The organism is Kiloniella antarctica (assembly GCF_042682825.1).
In the GTDB taxonomy this organism is placed as follows: Bacteria; Pseudomonadota; Alphaproteobacteria; order Kiloniellales; family Kiloniellaceae; genus Kiloniella; species Kiloniella antarctica.
The window spans coordinates 1,087,692-1,106,470 of the sequence record NZ_JBHUII010000001.1; the positions used below are offsets into that span (position 1 = coordinate 1,087,692).

Here is an 18,779-nt window from a genome sequence, read left to right on the forward strand (position 1 = left end):
GTAGGTTGACGCATTGTGACCTATAAATTCCAGTGTTAGAAGCACGACAGTTTTGTCAACTTTGATTTATGATACTTAAGATATATCCGATTATTAAAATCTTACTTTTGTGAGGATCTTTTCTTTTTTGATTTCAGGAGCTAGGTATATGAGCAACCCGTATTAAGGTTCTAGGCCGGGCCCTCTGAATTGGAATAATAATGAAGCCTTTAAACGATTTTCCTTCTGCAGCACGTAAAAATATTCGCTATGTCCTGACCGATATTGACGACACAATCACCAGTGATGGCCGTTTAACGGCTGAAAGCTATCTTGCTCTTGAACGCCTGAGCCAGTCAGGATTGAAGGTTATTCCTATTACCGGGCGTCCTGCAGGGTGGTGTGATCACATCGTTCGTATGTGGCCTGTCGAGGCGATCGTTGGAGAAAACGGTGCTTTTTATTTCCGATATGAGCCGATTCAAAAAAAGATGACTTGTCGATTTTGGAAAAGCGAAAGTGAACGCCAAGCCGATCGGTTGAAGATTGAGCAATTACGACACTCAATTGTTCAGGCTGTTTCGGGTTCGGGGATAGCTTCTGATCAGGATTATCGCGTTGCTGATCTTGCTGTAGATTTTTGCGAAGATGTCGCCCCCTTATCTCAGGCAGATATCGATAAGATTGTAACCCTGTTTGAAGATGCTGGGGCGAAAGCAAAGGTGAGTTCTATCCACGTCAACGGTTGGTTTGGAGACTACGATAAACTTTCCATGACGGAAGTTCTCTTTCGAGAAGTATATGGGCTTGAGCTTGATGAGATCCTCGATCAGGTCGTTTTTTCGGGGGATTCTCCTAATGATGCACCAATGTTTGCCCGCTTTCCAAATTCTGTGGGGGTTGCGAACGTGCAAGATTTTGTTGGTCGAATCTCTCATGAGCCAACTTGGGTCACAAATAAAAAATCCGGCGCAGGGTTTGTTGAACTTGCAGATATGTTGCTTGGGTAATGTCACACCTCGACCTTGATCTTCGTGCTCTGGATATCTTTGTAACGGTTGTTGAGGCTGGGGGCATGACCGCGGCTTCACAGAAAAAAGGTATCACTCAATCCGCAGTTTCTCAGGCTGTTGGCGGGTTGGAGAAGAAGATGGATGTAATGCTGATGGATCGGTCTGTGCGCCCACCTGCGCTTACGCCTGTCGGCCGGACGCTCTTTGAGCGGGCCAAATCCTTACTTGATACGGCGCGCGAAACTTCTTTTTTAGTTCGCGCCCATCAACAAAGATCCCTGCCACGGCTAAATGTTGGGATGGTTGATTCGTTTGGTACCACTGTAGGACCTCACCTTGTTCGTGAATTGATGGATGAGGCGGTGGAATGGTCCGTATGGTCTGGCCTTACGAAACTTCACTTCAAACGCTTGTTCACGCGTGAAGTGGATGTCGTTATCACGGAAGGTTCGATTCCGGCAGATGAACGCATCATCTCCCATCGTCTTTTACAGGAACCTTTCGTGCTTGCGTTACCTGTCAGCTATGAAAAGCCGGTTGATAGTTTGGAAGAGTTGATCGAGGATCTTCCGTTGGTGCGTTACAGTTCACGATCGCTCACCGGAATTAATATTGAAACACATTTGCGCCGTCTGGGGCTTGAAGCACGCAGGCGATTTGAATTTGATACGGCAGATGCGACTCTTGCCATGGTTGGTGTAGGGATTGGTTGGGCGATCACAACACCGCTTTGTCTGTTGCAAGCCAAAACGCACTTGCCTTCTATTCGTTGTGCACCTTTACCTGGGCCTGCTTTTTCGCGGAGTCTTATGCTGGCGACCCGTCGTCACGAACTCGAATCTCTTCAAAAAATGATTGGAGAGAAGTCGCGAGAAATTTTGGAGCAAAGATGTTTGCCCGAGATTTCTCAATTTGCGCCCTGGGTTATTAAAGAGATTCTTGTTGGTGATGGGTGATGATTATTTAGTTTGACCTTGACGCATAGACTGGATGTACCCAAGTGCATAGTCTATCCCTGACCAGGCAGTTACTGCTGTTGCTGTGGCGAGTAACCAAAAAGAGACTTCAACGGTGTCCATATACTGACTAAAAAATCCGCTCAAGGCATAGAGGCCAACGGTCCATACCTGAGCACAAGCTTGAACAATGGCTTTAATCTTGCCACTGGTACGCGCAGCCATAGTAAAACCTTGCTGTTGGGCAAATATGCGCAAGTAGGAAACGATGATATCTCTAGTAATAATGATGGCCACAAACCAAACAGAGATCCATCCAATGCCCAAGAATCCAATAAAGACCATGGCACGGTAAAGGCTATCGCTCATGGGATCTATAATCATTCCCAGCTTTGTAACCTGACCATACCGGCGCGCAATATGACCATCTGCCATATCGGATATTTCAGCGATCATCATGACGACAATCGCCGCGATGAGGTCAGTTTGGGTACCAGCCAGCAACAGGTAAATCACGATAAAACCTGCGCCGCTTCTGAATACACTTAGCCAATTGGGAAGATTCATGCTGTTGATGCCCTCTGCATGAGATAGTTTAAACGTCCTATGGTTTTGTTATCTCTCGAAGCGAGGATTTTTGTCCGTGGACTATAGATAATTTTGGTTTATAACAGTCGCTAAGAGCGGTCACAAGTACGATAAAAAAAAGATCGCAGAGAATCCGGTTAACAAAGGGCGTTCACAAAAAAGTAAATGAGATTCTGGTTCAAGAAAAAGATACATGCCCGAAATAAGAAAGAGACAATCGCCGGATTGCTTCGTCTTCTTTATTTTCGACTTGTTATACCTGTTCTTCGATCAGTTGATCAGCCTGAAACGGTTGCTCGCGGCGTGATGGTCGGTTTGGTTTTGGGGATGACACCGACCGTAGGTATTCAGCTTTATACCGTTTTTATCGCCTGGTGGTTTTGCCGATATGTGGTGGGGTGGCATTTTAGTCTGATTATTGCCATGGGTTGGTCGTGGCTTTCAAATCCTCTGACAATGATACCACTGTATTATCTCTATTACATCACAGGTCGCATTCTTCTACTTGATTTTGATGGCGAGCAGGATTTTGAGAGTTTTTCTCGGATGATGGCTGAGAAATTGACGCTCGAAGGTGGTGTCTGGGAAACTGTAGTTGAAGTGTTCCGTTTTATGTTGGAGCAAGTCGGGACTTCTATTTTTGTAGGATTTATCCCCTACAGTCTTGGCCTCGGTATTCTTGGGTATTGGCTCTCGTTTAAGTATGCGACACGGTATGCAGAGGCGCGCAAAGTACGGTTGGCTGACTCTCGTGCAAAAGAGGTTAATACTCCTTCTGATATAGAGTAGTGCTTAGGGCTAACATCAAGTACAGGTGTTCCAACTATCAAGTACTTTGTGCCGAATTTCACATTACATAAATTTCACATTACATAAATTTCACATTACATAAATTTCAATGACATAAATAATGGCAGCAAGAACAAGGGAGTTCCCTATATTCTTGCTGCCAAAATGTATTTAGGCAAATTGACTAAGCTTTTAGGCTTATGAAGCTGGCGCGATGTCAGTTACCAGGTTTTTACCGTCTTTTTCATCATAAGTCACAACGACTTCGGTTCCAGGAGCAAGGCCTTTTACGGAGAGATCTCCTGAGAGTTCAAGAACGGTTCCATTTTCCATAATGATGGTGTTGGTTGCTTCATCTGTGGTCATCACGCGGCCGGACATTTCTGCTGCGCTTGCCAATGTTGCTGTACCCATAATTCCAAGAGCGATGATACTTGCGAATAATTTTTTCATTGTCTGTTCCTTTGTTCCAAAATTAACGTTTGCTGTCCTCAAAACATAAGGCTTGGAAGCACACTTGGGGAAGGAACAAGAAGAAGGCAAAGTTGGGCAGTAAGTTCGAGCATATTTATGTCAGAAAAAGGGTAAGTGTTTGAAATGTGGCAAACATTTGTTCAGGACGCCTCTTTTGCGGGCTTTGTGTTTGCTTTTTGTCATCAAGTGCCACAATCTAGTCACTTTTATTTTGCAAGTTGCTGAATTGAAGTTGGAAAATAACGTTTTAATTATAGGAGGAATGGAAATTATGTCAGAAATTTTAGAGGGTGGATGCCTATGTGGAAAGGTTCGTTATCAAACAACCTGCTTGAACTCTCAAATCAAAATCAATTGCCATTGTCGAGATTGTCAAAAGCTGAGCGGCGGTCCCTATGTCTCTCTTATGGGAATTCCGCCAGAGAGTTTTTCTGTGACAGGAGAGACCAGATGTTTTGAACATGAGGGTGGTTCAGGAGGGAGGATGCGTGCTTTTTGTTGTTCCCATTGTAACGGTAGGGTTTACGGAGAGCCTGAAATCGCTCGAGGCATGATCTTGATTCTAGCCACCAGTCTGGATAAGCCAGAAATATTTACCCCTAACGCAGATATGTTTGTTAAAAGCGCGGTCCCTTGGGATAGGATGGATGAAACTATTCCAAAATACGAGGGCGCTTTTCCTAGGGGGTGACAAGTATGAGTGGTAAATTTTCCGGTTTTCCCAAAGCCGGTTTTGATTTTCTTGAGGACTTAAAAGAAAATAATACCCGTGACTGGTTTGCGGAAAACAAATCTCGGTACCGGGAAACGCTTCAGGACCATTTGCTCGACTTTATTGAAGCTATGGTCGAGCCTCTTGCAAACATAACGCCGCACTTCGTCGCAGATGCCCGGCGTAATGGCGGGTCGATGTTTCGGATTCACAGAGACGTTCGTTTCTCCAAGGACAAGCGTCCTTATAAAGAACATGCCGCCTGTCATTTCCGTCACTCCCTTGGCAGAGATGCTCATGCTCCAGGGTTTTATGTGCATCTTGCGCCGGATGAAGTTCTGTATGGAGCCGGAATCTGGATGCCTCCCAGTGATGCCCTCTATATGATTAGACGCGCAATTGCGGATCGCCCGGATGCTTGGTCCAAGGTTCTAAATGATAAAAGAATGAAGAAAATTTTTGGCGAAATCGGAGGCGATGGCCTCAAACGGCCACCGAAAGGATTCTCTGCTGATGACCCTCATATTGATGATCTAAAGCGCAAAACTTTCTTTGTTATGCACAAAACAACAGCTAAGGCAGCTCAAGGACCCGAATTTCTCGCTGAGGTCGTTGAAGGCTTTAAAGCAACAATGCCGTTAATGCACTTTCTTTGTAAGGCCGTGGATGTGCCTTGTTAGAGTGTGAGAGGATTAAGGTGAGTTGGCAAAAGTATTGGGGAGGTGTGCTAAAGAAGCTATAAAAGCTAATCTGTGTTTCTTGTTAAAAAACTAGGGATTTCAGTTCCTTCCAAATTTTCCAACCCCCATTTAGATATTTCCCGGATTAACGGGCGTAGATCATTTCCTTTTGGGCTCAAGAGGTATTCATACCGGGGCGGATTATTTTGGTAAACTCGTTTTTCTATAATGCCCGCAACTTCGAGGCGCTTTAACCGTTCCGCCAATATATTGGTGGATATTTTTTCTGGTGAAGTTAGGAATTCACCATATTGCTTTTTCCCAATAATCATAAGGTCGCGAATAATAAGGAGAGTCCATTTGTCTCCCAAAAGATCAAGTGTTCGAGATATGGGGCAGTTGGAACGCATATAAAACCTAGTAAAAGAGGGCACGCTTACCTTTTAGATAATGGATTTCCAAGTAACTTTCAAAAACAAAGTAACTGTTTTATTTCTTTATCAGGTTTTCCTGCGGCTTTTTGGTACTTGCTCGGCTTTGCTTCGGGAGAGATAAGAGAGCGAGTTTAATAAAGGAGCGCATAGATGTACCTCATTGCTGATGCAGCCGGACCTATTGGCCGTGCGGTTACGGAACAACTTCTGGGCCAAGGCCAACTTGTGCGTATTTTAACGACAGATGTTGAATGCAGGAACCTGTGGCGCGGAAGAGGGGCCGAGCTTAATGAGGGCGACCCGAGGCATGCATCAAGCTGGAATAAAGCACTAGAAGGCGTAAATACGGCTCTTCTTATCGCCCCGCCCTATAGCAATGAGAATGGTTCACTGAAAGACAGTACCGCTTATCATTCAGCTTTGATCGATGCTTTATCCCAAACCAAAGAAAAACCCAAAATTCTTTTCCTGTCTGCTCTTGGGGCCAAAGGGGCACACGGTTGGGCAAGTTCACTTGGAGAGCTGGAATCAGAATTATCCAAGCTTTGTCCCGACCTGACCGTTATACGCCCAGCTTTCTTGATGGAGAACCTGGCGCCGGCCTTATCCATGGCAAAGCACCATTCTGTCTTCCCAAGCTTTTTGGCCGAGAAAGTTGCTTTTCCAATGGTGTCGCAAAGAGATTTGGTTTCGGTCCTGGTTGCGGCCATTGTCGACCCCATCGAGGGCCATCACCTTATGGAACTGCATGGGGCGGAACCTTATGATTTAAGCGAAATAATCGAAGCGGGACATAATGTGCTGACAAAGCACATCGCTTCGCTGTCCCTCCCAGAGGATCAATGGCAATCAATAATGGAAGATCAGGGGCTTAGTTCTGAATCTGCAAAGCTTTGGATTGCTTATTACCAAGCCATGAATGCCGGGTACATAAAACCTGATCCGAAGGCGACCCCTTTGGCTGGCGAAACAGCGTTGTCAGACGCCTTGTTCCAGATATGGAAAAGCATCCGGCAAAGCGAAAGAGCGGCGATTGATCCCGAAAGAAAGATCCACGAAAGCTTGGGGTAAGATGCGATTCTAAAAGAACCAAGTTAATCCTTATACCAAGCATGATTTCGTGGAATCTCGGGGACGTAGAATTAAAGTTGAAGAGGTTTGGATTCCTGAAGTGGTGCGAATACCTCCATGGTGAGGCTTTTCACGTCGATAAGACCCAAGAGTTGCTGGAGGGAAGGTTTGTCGGCCATTGAGTCGTTTGAGTTATGAGCATCTTCAGCCGTGTCCCAGTAATAGATTTCTACCCACTGACCTTTACCGTTTTTGGAAAGAGACTGATATCGAAAGCCGGGAAGCTTTTTTAGATCTGGAACCATTGCCTGAACTGCATTGATCATTTCCAAATCAGTCACGTCGGGCTGGCTCTCCCAAGTCAATATTTCGATGGCGTACATAGATTATCCTTTGTTTGATGGTGTGGTTGCCGCATATTATGATTTGCCTAAATGAAAACAATTGAGCATTTTGGGAAGTAACTGTTCTCATATTGGAAATAATATGAATACTTTTAATCATGCTCTTATTTTCAGGCTCGTTATTGAAGAAGGCACAATGACCGCTGCTGCGGGTGTGCTGAACGTAAGCCCTTCTGTAATCAGCAAACGCTTGGCAGAACTGGAAACATCACTGGGTGTCCAGTTGTTAAGGCGCACGACACGCCGGATTTCGCTCACGGAAGCGGGGAAACACTTTTATCAGCGGATCCGATTTCTCGAAGGCCAATGGCAATCTCTTCTAGATGAAACCCAGAGTTTGGGAAAAATTCCCAAGGGCCGGATAACAGTTGCGGCCCCTTCACCGGTTTTGAACCGCGTATTGGTGCCTGTACTGGATGAATTTATGGCCCGGTATCCAGACATTGAATTTGAATTACTGTCTGTGGCCTATGATGATATTCCTGTTGCAAGCGCTGACCTGTCTCTCTCCAGACGGGTGGACAATTTTGATTCCGGGGCCTTTATCGGTTTTTCTTTATGCAGATATTCCAATCAACTTTTTGCAGGGCCTAAATATTTAGCAAAACATGATACGCCTAAGACTCTGTCTGATCTTGAAAATCACAACTGTCTTTTATATGGAAAATCGAAAAGAGGAGGGAAGTGGGCTTTTGCTGATCTTGAAGAAGACGCAATGATCCGTGAAAACCTGGTGATTAATAATGTTGAGGTAAGCAGTAAATTTGTCAGTGATAATACCGAAGTTATTATTTCTGCAGCGCTTCATAACCGGGGCATAGCCTACATTCCAGCCCTGCTTATTCGCGATGAGCTTAAACGGGGGGACTTGGTTCCGGTCCTAACCGATTATACAAGCGTGCCCTTTGAGATGTGGGCCTATTATCAACAGCTTGATTTTGTTCCCTTAAAGCTAAGAGTGTTTCTTGACTATCTTAAGACCAAATGGTGACCAGATTTTAGATGATTTCAGTTATGGTCCAATTGTTGTTTAGCGCATTGGGGGCTTCTAAATAGACAGGCTGCGCATTTACAAGGCTTGAGCTTGTACCGATATCCATCGCTTCCAAAATGGGCCAAAAAACAGCCCTGTGTGCGACGATCAGGGCCGTCCCTTCGGAAGATAAAACCTTGTTAAGTAAGGTTATAATTCGGGCTGAGAAGTCAATATAACTCTCTGCTCCTTTGGGAGTATCGCCCTTTTTCCAGCGCAGATCTACGGTTGGATCGTTTTTGAGCTGCCCTTCGAGTTCTCCATAGTGGCACTCCCAAAGAGATCTGTGGGGTATCAAAGGAACATTATGTTTAGTATTTACAATTTCGGCGGTTTTAAAAGCTCTGCTCAAAGAACTTGTGTGAATTACTGTGATGTTTTGTTCCATCAAAAGCTCACGAGCCGTTGTTGCTTGGGCTATACCTGCCGTGTTGAGTGGAATGTCATGCTGGCCCTGATATCGACATTCTCTGTTCCAGTCTGTTTCGCCGTGTCTTAAGAAAAAGAAAGACTTTTCTACAAGCTTTGTCATGGCTGGGCCTTGGGACATGGCTGAGGAAGAGAGAAAGAAAAAGGGCCGCACAATCAGAACGGCCCTTTTGATACTAAGCGCGAAGGCTTTATTTATTCATGCGCTTATCAATGAGGTCATCAACAACACTTGGATCGGCAAGTGTAGAGGTATCCCCTAGGCTACCAAAATCGTTTTCGGCAATCTTGCGTAGGATGCGGCGCATGATTTTCCCAGAACGTGTTTTTGGCAAACCGGGTGCCCATTGCAGCATATCTGGTGTTGCAATGGGGCCGATTTCCTTGCGAACCCAGGTTATAAGCTCCTTGCGCAGATCATCACTGGGTTCTTCACCCGCATTAAGGGTGACATAGGCATAGATGCCCTGACCTTTAATGTCGTGGGGATAGCCGACAACAGCTGATTCTGCGACTTTGGGGTGTGCGACCAAGGCTGATTCCACTTCAGCCGTTCCCATACGGTGACCTGAAACATTGATCACATCATCAACGCGACCGGTAATCCAATAGTAGCCATCTTCGTCACGACGACAGCCATCACCCGTGAAATAAAGACCTTTGTAGGTTGAGAAATATGTTTGAATAAATCGCTCATGGTCACCATAAAGGGTCCGCATCTGACCGGGCCAGGAATCTGCAATGCAGAGGTTACCCTCTGTTGCGCCTTCGAGCGTCTTGCCGTCATTGTCGACAAGAAGTGGCTGGATGCCAAAGAACGGACGAGTCGCTGAACCAGGTTTAAGCGGGGTCGCACCGGGAAGAGGTGTGATCAAAATACCGCCTGTTTCTGTTTGCCACCAAGTGTCCACAATCTGGCATCGGCCTTCACCAACAACTTCGTGGTACCAGTTCCATGCTTCTGGGTTGATGGGTTCACCAACAGTACCCAAGAGGCGTATGGTGGAACGAGATGTTCGTTTCACAGGTGCAAGACCTTCACGCATTAGAGCGCGAATTGCGGTTGGCGCAGTGTAGAAAATATTGACTTTGTGCTTGTCACAAACTTCCCAGAACCGTGAAGCGGTTGGATAGTTTGGAACACCTTCAAAAACCAAAGTCGTAGCACCATTGGTAAGTGGGCCATAGACAATATAACTATGACCTGTAATCCAGCCAACATCAGCGGTACACCAGTAAATATCACCATCATGATAATCGAAGACATACTTATGTGTCATTGCCGCGTAAACGAGGTACCCGCCTGTTGTGTGAACGACCCCCTTAGGTTGCCCAGTTGAACCAGATGTGAAGAGAATGAAAAGTGGATCTTCTGCGTTCATTTCTTCAGCGGGGCAATCACTGTCAGCGTTGGAGCAGGCTTCATCCCACCAAACATCACGTTCATTGTTCCATGTAATATCGCCACCAGTACGCTTTACAACAAAAACAGTATCTACGTTGGGACAGCTTTCAAGAGCTTTGTCAGCGTTTGCCTTAAGGGGAACTTTGCGTCCTCCGCGTAAGCCTTCATCTGCTGTGATAAGGCAATTTGATTCACAGCCAAGAATGCGTCCGGCCAGAGCATCTGGAGAGAAACCTCCAAAAACGACAGAGTGTACTGCGCCAATACGTGCACAAGCCAACATCGCATAAGTTGCTTCTGGAATCATAGGCATATAAATGGTGACGCGATCACCTTTTTTAACGCCTCGTGCTTTCATTGCATTGGCAAAACGACAGACATTATTGTGGAGCTGACCGTAAGTAATGTATTCGTGCTCGCTCGGGTCATCACCTTCCCAGATGATGGCTGTGTCGTCTTTTTTTGTTGATAGATGACGGTCAATGGCGTTGTAACAAACATTAGTGGTACCGTCTTCATACCAACGAATGTGAACATCCCCAGGTCCATAGCTTACATCTTTTACTTTTGTAAAAGGTTTGAACCAGTGGATGCTTTTCCCGTGTTCAGTCCAAAATTCTTCTGGATTATCAACAGATTTTTGGTACATTTCAAGGTATCGGGGTTCATCTACCCAGGCTTTGGCAGCGAGTTCTTCCGGGACGGGGAATACAGTTGCGTCCGACATATTTCAGTCTCCCATACTTATTTTTATTGTTGCGCTGTTTTATTTTTTACAGCGGTTTTTGTTCGCAGGGATTATTTACGGATTTTGCTGCTTTCTCAAGGGTTTTCTAGAAATAAACGGTAAGTTATTGCTCTTGAAATGAAAATTATATTGCAACGCACCAATTTTCTTTGATCAGTATTTTTGAATAGAAGGTGGCCAGATAATTCATATCTATAAACACCATAGGCTTTATTAATGTGACGATAAGCTATTTTAAGAAGAGATTAGGACCATGATTCTGTGTTTTCACCACGTCTGACGACCATACGGGGCTTTTGCGGTTCTTCAAAAACGGTGACGTCATTACAGGGACGACCAAAATAATAACCTTGACCATAGTCGACATTACTATCGATGAGAAGTTGGGTGGTTTCTTCGTCTTCAACCATCTCGGCAACGGTATAGATATTAAGTTTTTTACAAAGATCGGCAATTGATTTCAAAATGTGTGCAGAGGTCTCATCCCCTAGAGCATCACGGACGTAGGATCCATCTATTTTCAGGATATCTACCTGAAATTGTCTGAGATATTGAAGTGAAGCCTCTCCAACCCCAAAGTCGTCAAGACAGACCTTATGACCAAGCTTCCTGAGGGCTTGTATTGCACTGTTAGCATGTTCTGGATCTGGGATCTTGGTTGATTCTGTGATTTCAAATAGGAGTGAATCCGGTGTGTTTTTAAGAGGAATGAGCATTGGAATAAGCTGCGATAAAAAATCTTTATCGCCAATAGAAGCTGCGGAAAGGTTCACTGCGATTGAGCGGTTATATTTTTTACTGGGGTTGTTTTCGATCCAGTTAATAGCTTTACGGCACAAAGCGAGGTCAAAACCTTTGATCAAATTGAGATCTTCAGCAGATTTAATAAATTCTTGCGGCGATCCGGTCTCTCCGTTTATGCGGGCGAGGACTTCGTAGTGATGAATGTCGCGGGTTTTAATGTCGACGATAGGTTGGAAAACCATCATGAAATCAGCGCCGTCAATAACGCTTTTAATTCGATGTGCTGTCTTTTGGATGCGTGCAAGAATTTCAGGGAGAGAGTGGGCAAGTTCTTCCAAGCTAAAGGCTTGATTTTGATCTTGGGCAAACTGCTGGATCATAAAACTGAGGGCTTGAGCGGCATTACCCCCAGATATACCACTGTCGGCTAGAGCAATACTCGCTTTTTCTACTTTTAGGCCGATGCCTTTCGGATCGGCAGCTTTAACCTGTCGTGAAATTTCATCGCTTAATTTCTCTATGTCGAGATCAGGTCGACTGATAATGCCGTATTTACCATTACCAAAAGAAGCTGCTGAGTTGGCTTCTGTTGAGCTTGCACGAAGGTAGCTATTAATGGTTTCAGAAAGCTCTTGCTGGGTTTCTTTTTTGAGTTCCTTGGCGAATTCATCGTAGCTCTCAAGCTCAATAAAGGTAAGTTTATCTTCGGGATGATTTATAAGATGTTCGGTAACTGCTTCTCCAAAACTGATCCTGTCGTGGACAATGCCTCCACTTGCCGCTCGATCGGGATTTGAACTCGTTGCCTTTATATTGCTAGGTGTTTTACAGGAAAGAAAATAATGCCTTTCCAAATCTTGAACAAAATATCCAGTGATAGATAAAGGTCGAGGAGCGCCTTCTTCCTTTTTGAAGATGAGTTCTATAGGTTCTGGTCGTGTGCCGTTGACCATGCCAGCAAGGATATTTTCCAAAACAGGTGCTTCGTGAGGTAAGACAAGCTCAGAGAGAGGAACGTCGATCAATTTTTCAATTGGCAATCCAAAAATACTTTGTGTAGCTCCACTGATAAAAACAATTTTATGGTTTTCAGACAGTTCAATCAGAAGATCAGCGCGGCAAAAAGCAAACGTCAAGAAACGATCTCTCTCGTGCTTAAGAGACTTAATCGTATTTTCCAGACTCATATATTTTCCAGACGTATTTTCTTTTCACTAGATAAAGTGAATTTGAAGGACAATATGTAAGCGTAGAGATAACTGGTTAATGCTTGATAAAAAAAATAGGAAAACGACGAATTTGATTTATTGAGAAGTTAAATGTGGTCGCCAAACTTCTATGAATCTATTTAAAACTTTTAGAATGTTTGAGAAAAAGTGTTTATTCTGGGGATTTGCATTGAGGGGGATGAGGCTGGATATGAAACCATTTTTAAGTCATTTATTGGTTGTCGTCGGATTAACGTTAATTTGTTTTACGACTCTTTTGTTCTTCCCAGAATTGCTTGATGCTTTTGGAAAAAAATTCTGGGATGCAGCGTTGTGGGTTGGCGGTTGTTTTTCCTGATTTTTTAAAATTAATGTAATCATAGATCTTTGGTTAGAATATCTTTGGCGTTTTTCTATTCATCAAAATGTTAAAAATATGCACATGAGATAAGGGGTTACAGTCGCGATACTCTTAGTTCATTTCTCACAGAGATTACTTGTATTTACAATAATTTATGGTTTTATGTCAGAACTGTACTTAATCGTATTCCAAAGTCGCTTTTAGTGTTCAGGAAATCAGGAATTGGAAGCCACATTGCACATGCCGACCAATAATCTAAAACCGAAAGTGCCATCGCGCGGTGGACCGGAGCTGAAAGACATTGTTGCCTCTGCAGAAGAAGCTCTTTCAAGGATGGAAGGTGATTATGAAATATGGGTTGCTAAAGATGTACAGAAAATTTCTGATTTCTTAGAGGGTGCAAAAGAAAGCCTTGAAATGGGCGCACAAAGTCAGAGTGATTTTATCGAAGAAATTCACGTTGTTGGCCACAATATCAAAGGGCAGGCGGCGACTTTTAACTTCCCTCTGCTTACTTCTGCAGCAAAATCTCTGTGTCATTTCATCCAGGAAGGCGGAGCAACAGCTGAAAAGAGACTTGATCTCGTTGAAGCCCATGTGAACACGATGAAGATTATACTCGCTCAAAAAATGAAGGGAAATGGTGGAAAATCGGATAGAGGATTAATTACGGCACTGGAACAGGCGGTTGAGAAAGTTCTCACCACGCAAAGTAAATCATAGAGTTTTTTTGAGGACTTTATATTGGTTTTGTATCGCCCATTTCACAGATAATTTTCCATTCTTCGTCCCTAATTGGCATGACCGATAATCGAGATTGCTTTAAGAGAGCAATGTCTTTCAGGGCATCATTTTTTTTGATATCTTCAAGGCTGACGGCCTTTTCCATCGGGTAGAGAGCTTTAACGTCGACCATCCCAAATCGATCTTTGGCGTCGGTATGATCGGGATAGTATTCCGTACTGACTTCGACAATACCGACAATCTTCTTCTCCTTTACTGAGTGGTAGAAAAAAATCCGATCGCCCTGTTTCATGGCCTTCATATTATTGGAAGCCTGATAGTTACGCACACCATCCCAATGTTCAACACCCTTGGCTACTTGGTCTTCCCAAGACCAGCTATTGGGTTCAGTTTTTATGAGCCAGTAAGACAAAAATCTACCCTCTCGAAGGTATGTGTAAGTAAAATAGCATCGCTTGTTCTACTCACAAACGACGCTATATCGTTTTAATTTCAATAAAGAGCGATTTATTTTGGAAGAACCTGTTTCCAAGGAGTAATGGTGACTTGTTCAAATAATCCAGCTTTTTTGTACGGGTCGTTCTCAGCAAAATCCTGAGCAGCGGCGGCATCTTCAAATTCCAGGATAAGCAGGCTACCTGTCATGCTCTCGCCATCGGTGCCGAGGGTGGGGCCTGCTACAACTACACGATCCATGTATTTGGTTAGATACTCAAGATGGGCCGGGCGGTTGTCAGCGCGTACGTGAGTATGATCTTTTTTATCAACACAAGAGAAGATGAATTTCATAACGGTTAAGTTCCTTTTGGTCTTTAATAGGGTGGTTATATAATTACTAAAATTCTGCTTTTTGAGGGCGGGCCAATAAATTGGCGATGGTATGATCAATATTGGCTTTGTGGTGCAGTACTTCACAGATGGCATTACAAATCGGCATATCAATTTTTAAATCTTTGGCGAGGGTTGAAACGGATTTACTGGAACTCAAGCCTTCGGCAACAGTTATCCGGCCTTTCAAGTAATCGTCAATTGCTATGCCTTCACCCAGGGCTTTACCAAGGGCATAGTTACGCGATTGTGTGGCCGTGCAAGTAAGCGTGAGATCGCCCATTCCGGCCAAACCCATCATGGTTTCCCGACGCCCTCCCTTGGCGAGTCCAAGCTTGACGATTTCAGACAGTCCCCGTGTAATCAGTGCTGCTCTTGCGTTGTCGCCAAGGTTACGCCCTTCAACGATGCCGCAGGCTATGGCGATTACATTTTTTACTGCGCCACCAATTTCTGCGCCTATGGGGTCGGTGGAATGGTAAATTCGAAAAGACCTGCTTCCGAGTGTCTGTGCCAATTGTTGGCCAAGGTGTTCGTTTGAGCAGGCAAGAGTTACTGCGGTGGGAAGCTCTTTTGCCACCTCGATTGCGAAAGTTGGTCCTGAGAGCACTGCTATGGGATTGTTGGGCATAATTTCGGCCAACATTTCAGTCATCAACAAGCCACTGGAAATTTCAACACCCTTAGAACAAAGAACCAAGGGAACTCCATCTTGGATTTTACTTCGGTTCATTTCGAGTACAGAACGTAAATGCTGTGAGGGTACAACGAGTAGAATGACATTACAGTATGAAAGGTCATCAATCTCAGTTGTCGCTTGAATAATGGGGTTTAGAACAGCGCCTTTTAAGTAAAGTTTGTTTTCATGCTTATTGTTTATATCAGTAACAACCTGACTATTTCTGGACCAAAGCGTGGTTTCATTTCCTGAAGTTGCAGCGACAGCCGCAAGAGCGGTTCCCCAGGCTCCGGAACCAATGACGCCTACTTTTTGTTTGGCAGAATTGGTACCTAGGTTGTTGGTCATTTATGAAGGTCTTTCACGCCAGTGAGTTGGTCCAGAGGCCATCGTGGTCTTGGTGCAAAATCAAGAGAATCCGTAAGGCCAAGGCGTAACCTTTCCAAACCAGCCCAAGCGATCATCACACCATTGTCGGTACATAGATTGACAGGCGGCGCCAATAGCTTTGTGCCACGCGTATCTGTCAATTCCTTCAGCTTCGCACGAAGAGTAAGATTAGCGGCAACGCCACCAGCGACAACCAAAGGTCCAGGGCGTCCGAATTTTTCTTCAAACATATCCATGGCTCTTTTACAGCGATCGATAAGAACATCGCCAACAGCTTTTTGAAAAGAGGCGGCGAGATCTGCCTTATCAAGCGCACTCATATGGTCGGGATTGCCACCTTCACCGATAATTTCAATTATCTTTTTACGTACTGCTGTCTTTAAACCGGAAAAGGAGAAGTCACATCCGGAGCGACCTTTCAACGGACGTGGAAGATCAAAACGATCTTCATTACCTTGTTTGGCAATCTGTTCTATTAAAGGGCCACCAGGATAAGGTAATCCCATCATTTTTGCCGTTTTATCGAAAGCTTCGCCAACCGCATCATCAATAGTACCGCCAAGCCGAGTGTAGCAGCCGACGTCTTCCACGGCGAGTAATTGGCAGTGACCACCGGAGACAAGAAGTAACAGGTAAGGAAACTCTGCGGCGGCTCCTTCAGTCAGACGTGCTGTTAGTGCGTGTCCTTCAAGATGGTTTACGGCCAGGAAAGGTAGTTTCCGTGATGCAGCAATTGCTTTAGCGGTCATAACACCAACAAAAACGCCACCGATCAAACCTGGTCCAGCTGTTGCGGCAATACCATCAAGGTCATCAAAACCGATTTTTGCATCGTCCAGCGCCTCCCTGATCAGTCGATCAAGGTGATCCATATGGCTGCGCGCTGCAATTTCGGGTACGACGCCACCATAGGGCTTGTGTTCCTCGAGTTGGGTGAGGACTTTATTGGCGAGAATAGTGTGGTCGCCATCAACAATTGCAGCAGCTGTTTCATCACAGCTGGTTTCGATACCGAGGACCTTCATAGCTTCCATATTTTGTTGAGGGGTAGAACCCATTGGGTTCGTACTCAATTAAATCATTCATCCTTAGAAAATACCATCTCTAATCATACAGCAAGTCTTCCCTTTTTATTTTATAATATGAGGTACCGTTAGAAGTGGTTTCTGTGCTGATTTTTATCTAGCCGTGCTCATAACCAAAATTTGAATTTACTGTGAGGCTCAAAAGAGAGCTATTTAAGGTAATGGTTAAAATTATGAATTTTTACACGCCCTTGGAGCTTACATGAAACTCTTTGAAACTCTGGTTGTCGTAGTGCTTGTCATTCTTGGCTTGGCTTTTGCGACGCTTTCTCAGGCTGCACCTGATGTTGAGGACCGAAGTGTCGCGGGGGGTGATTATGTTGTTGTGATGCCAGAGGGAGTTCCCTCTGATAGTTCTCTGCCTGTTTTGTTCTATTATCACGGTTATGGACAATCAGCAGATACAGTCAAAAACAACAAGGCCTTGCTCAGTCTGGCATCAAGCCGTGGTGTTCTTTTGATCATTCCCAACGGATTAAATCGCAGTTGGTCCAATGTTGGGGCACCGAGCGAAGCACGCGATGAGATCACGTTTACACAAAATATTCTGCGTGATGTTCAGGCGAACTGGAAAACTCAAAAGAACCACATTTGGGCAACGGGGTTTTCTCAAGGAGGGTCGATGGTTTGGGATGTGGGTTGTTATATGGGAAGTGAATTTTCAGCTATTTTCCCCATAGCTGGTTCATTTTGGCGTCCTCATCCCGCGACATGTAAAAGCCCGGTAAACATTCGTCATATTCACGGGTTGAATGACAGGGTTGTCCCAATGAATGGTCGGGCCATCGGTGCAAATTGGCATCAGGGCGATGTGCGTCAGGGGATGGCGATCTGGGAAGACGTTAATGGGTGTGATGTTACTCCTGTCGAAATTTCTTTGAAGGATATGGATTGTAAGGTTTGGAGTAAGTGTCGCTCAGGGAAAGCGTTGGAACTTTGTCTGCATAAGGGAGGGCATAGTGTTAAAACTGAATGGATTGCGGATGGAATCGACTGGGCGGAAAGTTTGTAAGGTCTGATTTTGATCCATTCTTAAAATACCTTTCTTTCCCGTAATTAATTGCCATGTCGGTCCTTTTTGTCACATAACGGTAAAGAATTTTAATTTATGAGGTTCGTGAAGCATCGCGGGCCCTACCAATGGTGTGAGTGTAAAATTTGGACATCGTTTTAGCTACGCTGGTTATATTATCAGCCTGTCTTCATCCTCTTTGGAATACCCTTATTAAAAAAGGTGACGATCAACGTATAGGATTTTTAGGCCTTACTTTGGGTCTTGTTTTTATAACTCTTATCCATACTTTACTCGCGGGTTATGACTGGGGCGGAGCCTTCCAGGTTTGGGACGGCATTGTTCTCTCTTGGATCGGTCAAATGTGTTACGGGAGTGGCTTGGTTGCGGTATTGAGACGGGGTGATTTATCTGCGTACTACCCTATTGTTCGCTCGACCCCTCTAATCGTGATTTCTTTCAATTTTCTCATTTTAGGTCAATCATACGATCTTCTGATAATTATTTTTGTTTTGATGGTTCTCGTAGGTGCTTTTGCTTTGCTTTATAGGCGGGGCCGGAAATTGCTGGAAGATCCCATAACGCTTGGATTTGCAGTCTTGGCTTTGTGTGGGACGGGAATCTATACCCTTGCTGATGCTTCCTTAATGCAGGAAATAGAGGCGCCAGTATTAATGTTCTTGGTAAACGTAATGTGTTTTCCGAGCTATTGCCTGCTGTATTGGGTTATTGATCGTGACAATGCGGCGAAGCGTACGTTCAAAGCCTTTTTGAACAGACCATTACATTATTTGTTAATGGCGGCGATCTGTTATTGTTCTTACTACCTTATACTCTATGTCTTCAGTGAAGGAGCTGATGTTGCTGCCGTGGCGACAGTGCGTCAGATTTCTATTCCAATATCAGTTCTTATCGGAGGGCTGTATCTAAGAGAAGGAGCTGTTCTGCGTCGCTTGGTCGCGTCAGTTGTTCTCGCGGTGGGAATTGTCGGGATCATCTTGAACGGGTAAGGT

At 44.6% G+C, this 18,779-nt stretch carries 22 protein-coding genes; 11 read left to right on the forward strand and 11 right to left on the reverse strand.

Translation table 11 applies throughout. The annotated features are described in order from the left end of the window. Positions 1 to 200: 200 nt before the first annotated feature. Positions 201 to 989: an HAD-IIB family hydrolase gene (locus tag ACFSKO_RS05150; protein WP_380249088.1), complete on the forward strand. Its 789-nt coding sequence runs from the start codon at positions 201 to 203 to the stop codon at positions 987 to 989. Further along, positions 989 to 1,948, forward strand: a complete 960-nt coding sequence (locus ACFSKO_RS05155) for a LysR family transcriptional regulator (RefSeq protein WP_380249090.1) — start codon at positions 989 to 991, stop codon at positions 1,946 to 1,948. Before ACFSKO_RS05150 ends, ACFSKO_RS05155 begins: the two co-directional genes overlap by 1 nt. A gap of 3 nt (positions 1,949 to 1,951) precedes the next feature. Here ACFSKO_RS05155 and pgsA read toward each other — a convergent pair whose 3' ends face one another. After that, a complete protein-coding gene (gene pgsA, locus ACFSKO_RS05160; RefSeq protein ID WP_380249092.1) occupies positions 1,952 to 2,515 on the reverse strand; it encodes a CDP-diacylglycerol--glycerol-3-phosphate 3-phosphatidyltransferase in 564 nt (187 codons plus the stop codon). A gap of 186 nt (positions 2,516 to 2,701) precedes the next feature. Here pgsA and ACFSKO_RS05165 point away from each other — a divergent pair, with 186 nt between their 5' ends. After that, a complete protein-coding gene (locus ACFSKO_RS05165) occupies positions 2,702 to 3,325 on the forward strand; it encodes a DUF2062 domain-containing protein (protein WP_380249094.1) in 624 nt (207 codons plus the stop codon). A gap of 198 nt (positions 3,326 to 3,523) precedes the next feature. Here ACFSKO_RS05165 and ACFSKO_RS05170 read toward each other — a convergent pair whose 3' ends face one another. Further along, complete coding sequence (locus tag ACFSKO_RS05170; protein ID WP_380249096.1) at positions 3,524 to 3,778, reverse strand: DUF1344 domain-containing protein; 255 nt, start codon at positions 3,776 to 3,778, stop codon at positions 3,524 to 3,526. Between the two features lie 292 nt (positions 3,779 to 4,070). Between ACFSKO_RS05170 and ACFSKO_RS05175 the strand changes: the two genes are divergently transcribed. After that, positions 4,071 to 4,490 (forward strand): GFA family protein, encoded by a 420-nt coding sequence (locus tag ACFSKO_RS05175; RefSeq protein WP_380249098.1) that lies wholly within the window; start codon positions 4,071 to 4,073, stop codon positions 4,488 to 4,490. Positions 4,491 to 4,495: 5 nt separating this feature from the next. Continuing rightward, positions 4,496 to 5,191 carry a DUF2461 domain-containing protein gene (locus ACFSKO_RS05180; RefSeq protein ID WP_380249100.1) on the forward strand — a complete coding sequence of 232 codons (696 nt, stop codon included), beginning with the start codon at positions 4,496 to 4,498 and terminating at the stop codon, positions 5,189 to 5,191. A 65-nt stretch (positions 5,192 to 5,256) separates the two neighbouring features. Here ACFSKO_RS05180 and ACFSKO_RS05185 read toward each other — a convergent pair whose 3' ends face one another. Beyond that, entirely contained in the window at positions 5,257 to 5,625 is a 369-nt protein-coding gene (locus ACFSKO_RS05185; RefSeq protein ID WP_380249102.1) for a winged helix-turn-helix transcriptional regulator, read from the reverse strand. A gap of 150 nt (positions 5,626 to 5,775) precedes the next feature. On the opposite strand from ACFSKO_RS05185, the gene ACFSKO_RS05190 reads away from it, so the two are divergent. After that, positions 5,776 to 6,696 carry an NmrA family NAD(P)-binding protein gene (locus ACFSKO_RS05190; protein WP_380249104.1) on the forward strand — a complete coding sequence of 307 codons (921 nt, stop codon included), beginning with the start codon at positions 5,776 to 5,778 and terminating at the stop codon, positions 6,694 to 6,696. A gap of 71 nt (positions 6,697 to 6,767) precedes the next feature. Here the strand turns inward: ACFSKO_RS05190 and ACFSKO_RS05195 are convergent, their stop codons facing one another. Beyond that, complete coding sequence (locus ACFSKO_RS05195; protein ID WP_380249106.1) at positions 6,768 to 7,079, reverse strand: hypothetical protein; 312 nt, start codon at positions 7,077 to 7,079, stop codon at positions 6,768 to 6,770. Positions 7,080 to 7,182: 103 nt separating this feature from the next. Between ACFSKO_RS05195 and ACFSKO_RS05200 the strand changes: the two genes are divergently transcribed. Beyond that, on the forward strand, positions 7,183 to 8,091 hold the full coding sequence (locus tag ACFSKO_RS05200) for a LysR family transcriptional regulator (protein ID WP_380249108.1): 909 nt from the start codon (positions 7,183 to 7,185) through the stop codon (positions 8,089 to 8,091). Positions 8,092 to 8,098: 7 nt separating this feature from the next. On the opposite strand, the gene ACFSKO_RS05205 is transcribed toward ACFSKO_RS05200, so the two are convergent. The 3 genes from ACFSKO_RS05205 to ACFSKO_RS05215 form a co-directional block, all read right to left on the reverse strand. Then, positions 8,099 to 8,665: a histidine phosphatase family protein gene (locus ACFSKO_RS05205; protein WP_380249110.1), complete on the reverse strand. Its 567-nt coding sequence runs from the start codon at positions 8,663 to 8,665 to the stop codon at positions 8,099 to 8,101. Between the two features lie 88 nt (positions 8,666 to 8,753). Further along, positions 8,754 to 10,694: an acetate--CoA ligase gene (gene acs, locus ACFSKO_RS05210; RefSeq protein WP_380249112.1), complete on the reverse strand. Its 1,941-nt coding sequence runs from the start codon at positions 10,692 to 10,694 to the stop codon at positions 8,754 to 8,756. Positions 10,695 to 10,960: 266 nt separating this feature from the next. After that, positions 10,961 to 12,646, reverse strand: a complete 1,686-nt coding sequence (locus ACFSKO_RS05215; RefSeq protein ID WP_380249114.1) for a sensor domain-containing phosphodiesterase — start codon at positions 12,644 to 12,646, stop codon at positions 10,961 to 10,963. A 232-nt stretch (positions 12,647 to 12,878) separates the two neighbouring features. Between ACFSKO_RS05215 and ACFSKO_RS05220 the strand changes: the two genes are divergently transcribed. Next, positions 12,879 to 13,025, forward strand: a complete 147-nt coding sequence (locus ACFSKO_RS05220; protein ID WP_380249116.1) for a hypothetical protein — start codon at positions 12,879 to 12,881, stop codon at positions 13,023 to 13,025. 243 nt (positions 13,026 to 13,268) lie between these two features. After that, positions 13,269 to 13,751, forward strand: a complete 483-nt coding sequence (locus ACFSKO_RS05225) for a hypothetical protein (RefSeq protein WP_380249118.1) — start codon at positions 13,269 to 13,271, stop codon at positions 13,749 to 13,751. A gap of 16 nt (positions 13,752 to 13,767) precedes the next feature. On the opposite strand, the gene ACFSKO_RS05230 is transcribed toward ACFSKO_RS05225, so the two are convergent. The 4 genes from ACFSKO_RS05230 to tsaD all read right to left on the reverse strand — a co-directional run bounded on the left by ACFSKO_RS05230 (position 13,768) and on the right by tsaD (position 16,694). Beyond that, a complete protein-coding gene (locus ACFSKO_RS05230) occupies positions 13,768 to 14,184 on the reverse strand; it encodes an EVE domain-containing protein (RefSeq protein ID WP_380249120.1) in 417 nt (138 codons plus the stop codon). A 95-nt stretch (positions 14,185 to 14,279) separates the two neighbouring features. Then, a complete protein-coding gene (locus ACFSKO_RS05235) occupies positions 14,280 to 14,561 on the reverse strand; it encodes a YciI family protein (protein WP_380249122.1) in 282 nt (93 codons plus the stop codon). A gap of 46 nt (positions 14,562 to 14,607) precedes the next feature. Then, the gene (locus tag ACFSKO_RS05240; RefSeq protein ID WP_380249124.1) at positions 14,608 to 15,627 is read right to left on the reverse strand and encodes an NAD(P)H-dependent glycerol-3-phosphate dehydrogenase; all 1,020 of its coding nucleotides are present in this window, start codon (positions 15,625 to 15,627) and stop codon (positions 14,608 to 14,610) included. Next, on the reverse strand, positions 15,624 to 16,694 hold the full coding sequence (gene tsaD / locus ACFSKO_RS05245; RefSeq protein WP_380249446.1) for a tRNA (adenosine(37)-N6)-threonylcarbamoyltransferase complex transferase subunit TsaD: 1,071 nt from the start codon (positions 16,692 to 16,694) through the stop codon (positions 15,624 to 15,626). The genes ACFSKO_RS05240 and tsaD overlap by 4 nt, the downstream gene beginning before the upstream one ends. 262 nt (positions 16,695 to 16,956) lie before the next feature. On the opposite strand from tsaD, the gene ACFSKO_RS05250 reads away from it, so the two are divergent. Together ACFSKO_RS05250 and ACFSKO_RS05255 are read left to right on the forward strand one after the other, a co-directional pair. Then, entirely contained in the window at positions 16,957 to 17,766 is an 810-nt protein-coding gene (locus tag ACFSKO_RS05250) for a CE1 family esterase (RefSeq protein WP_380249126.1), read from the forward strand. A gap of 146 nt (positions 17,767 to 17,912) precedes the next feature. Beyond that, entirely contained in the window at positions 17,913 to 18,776 is an 864-nt protein-coding gene (locus ACFSKO_RS05255) for a hypothetical protein (RefSeq protein WP_380249128.1), read from the forward strand. Positions 18,777 to 18,779: the final 3 nt, after the last annotated feature.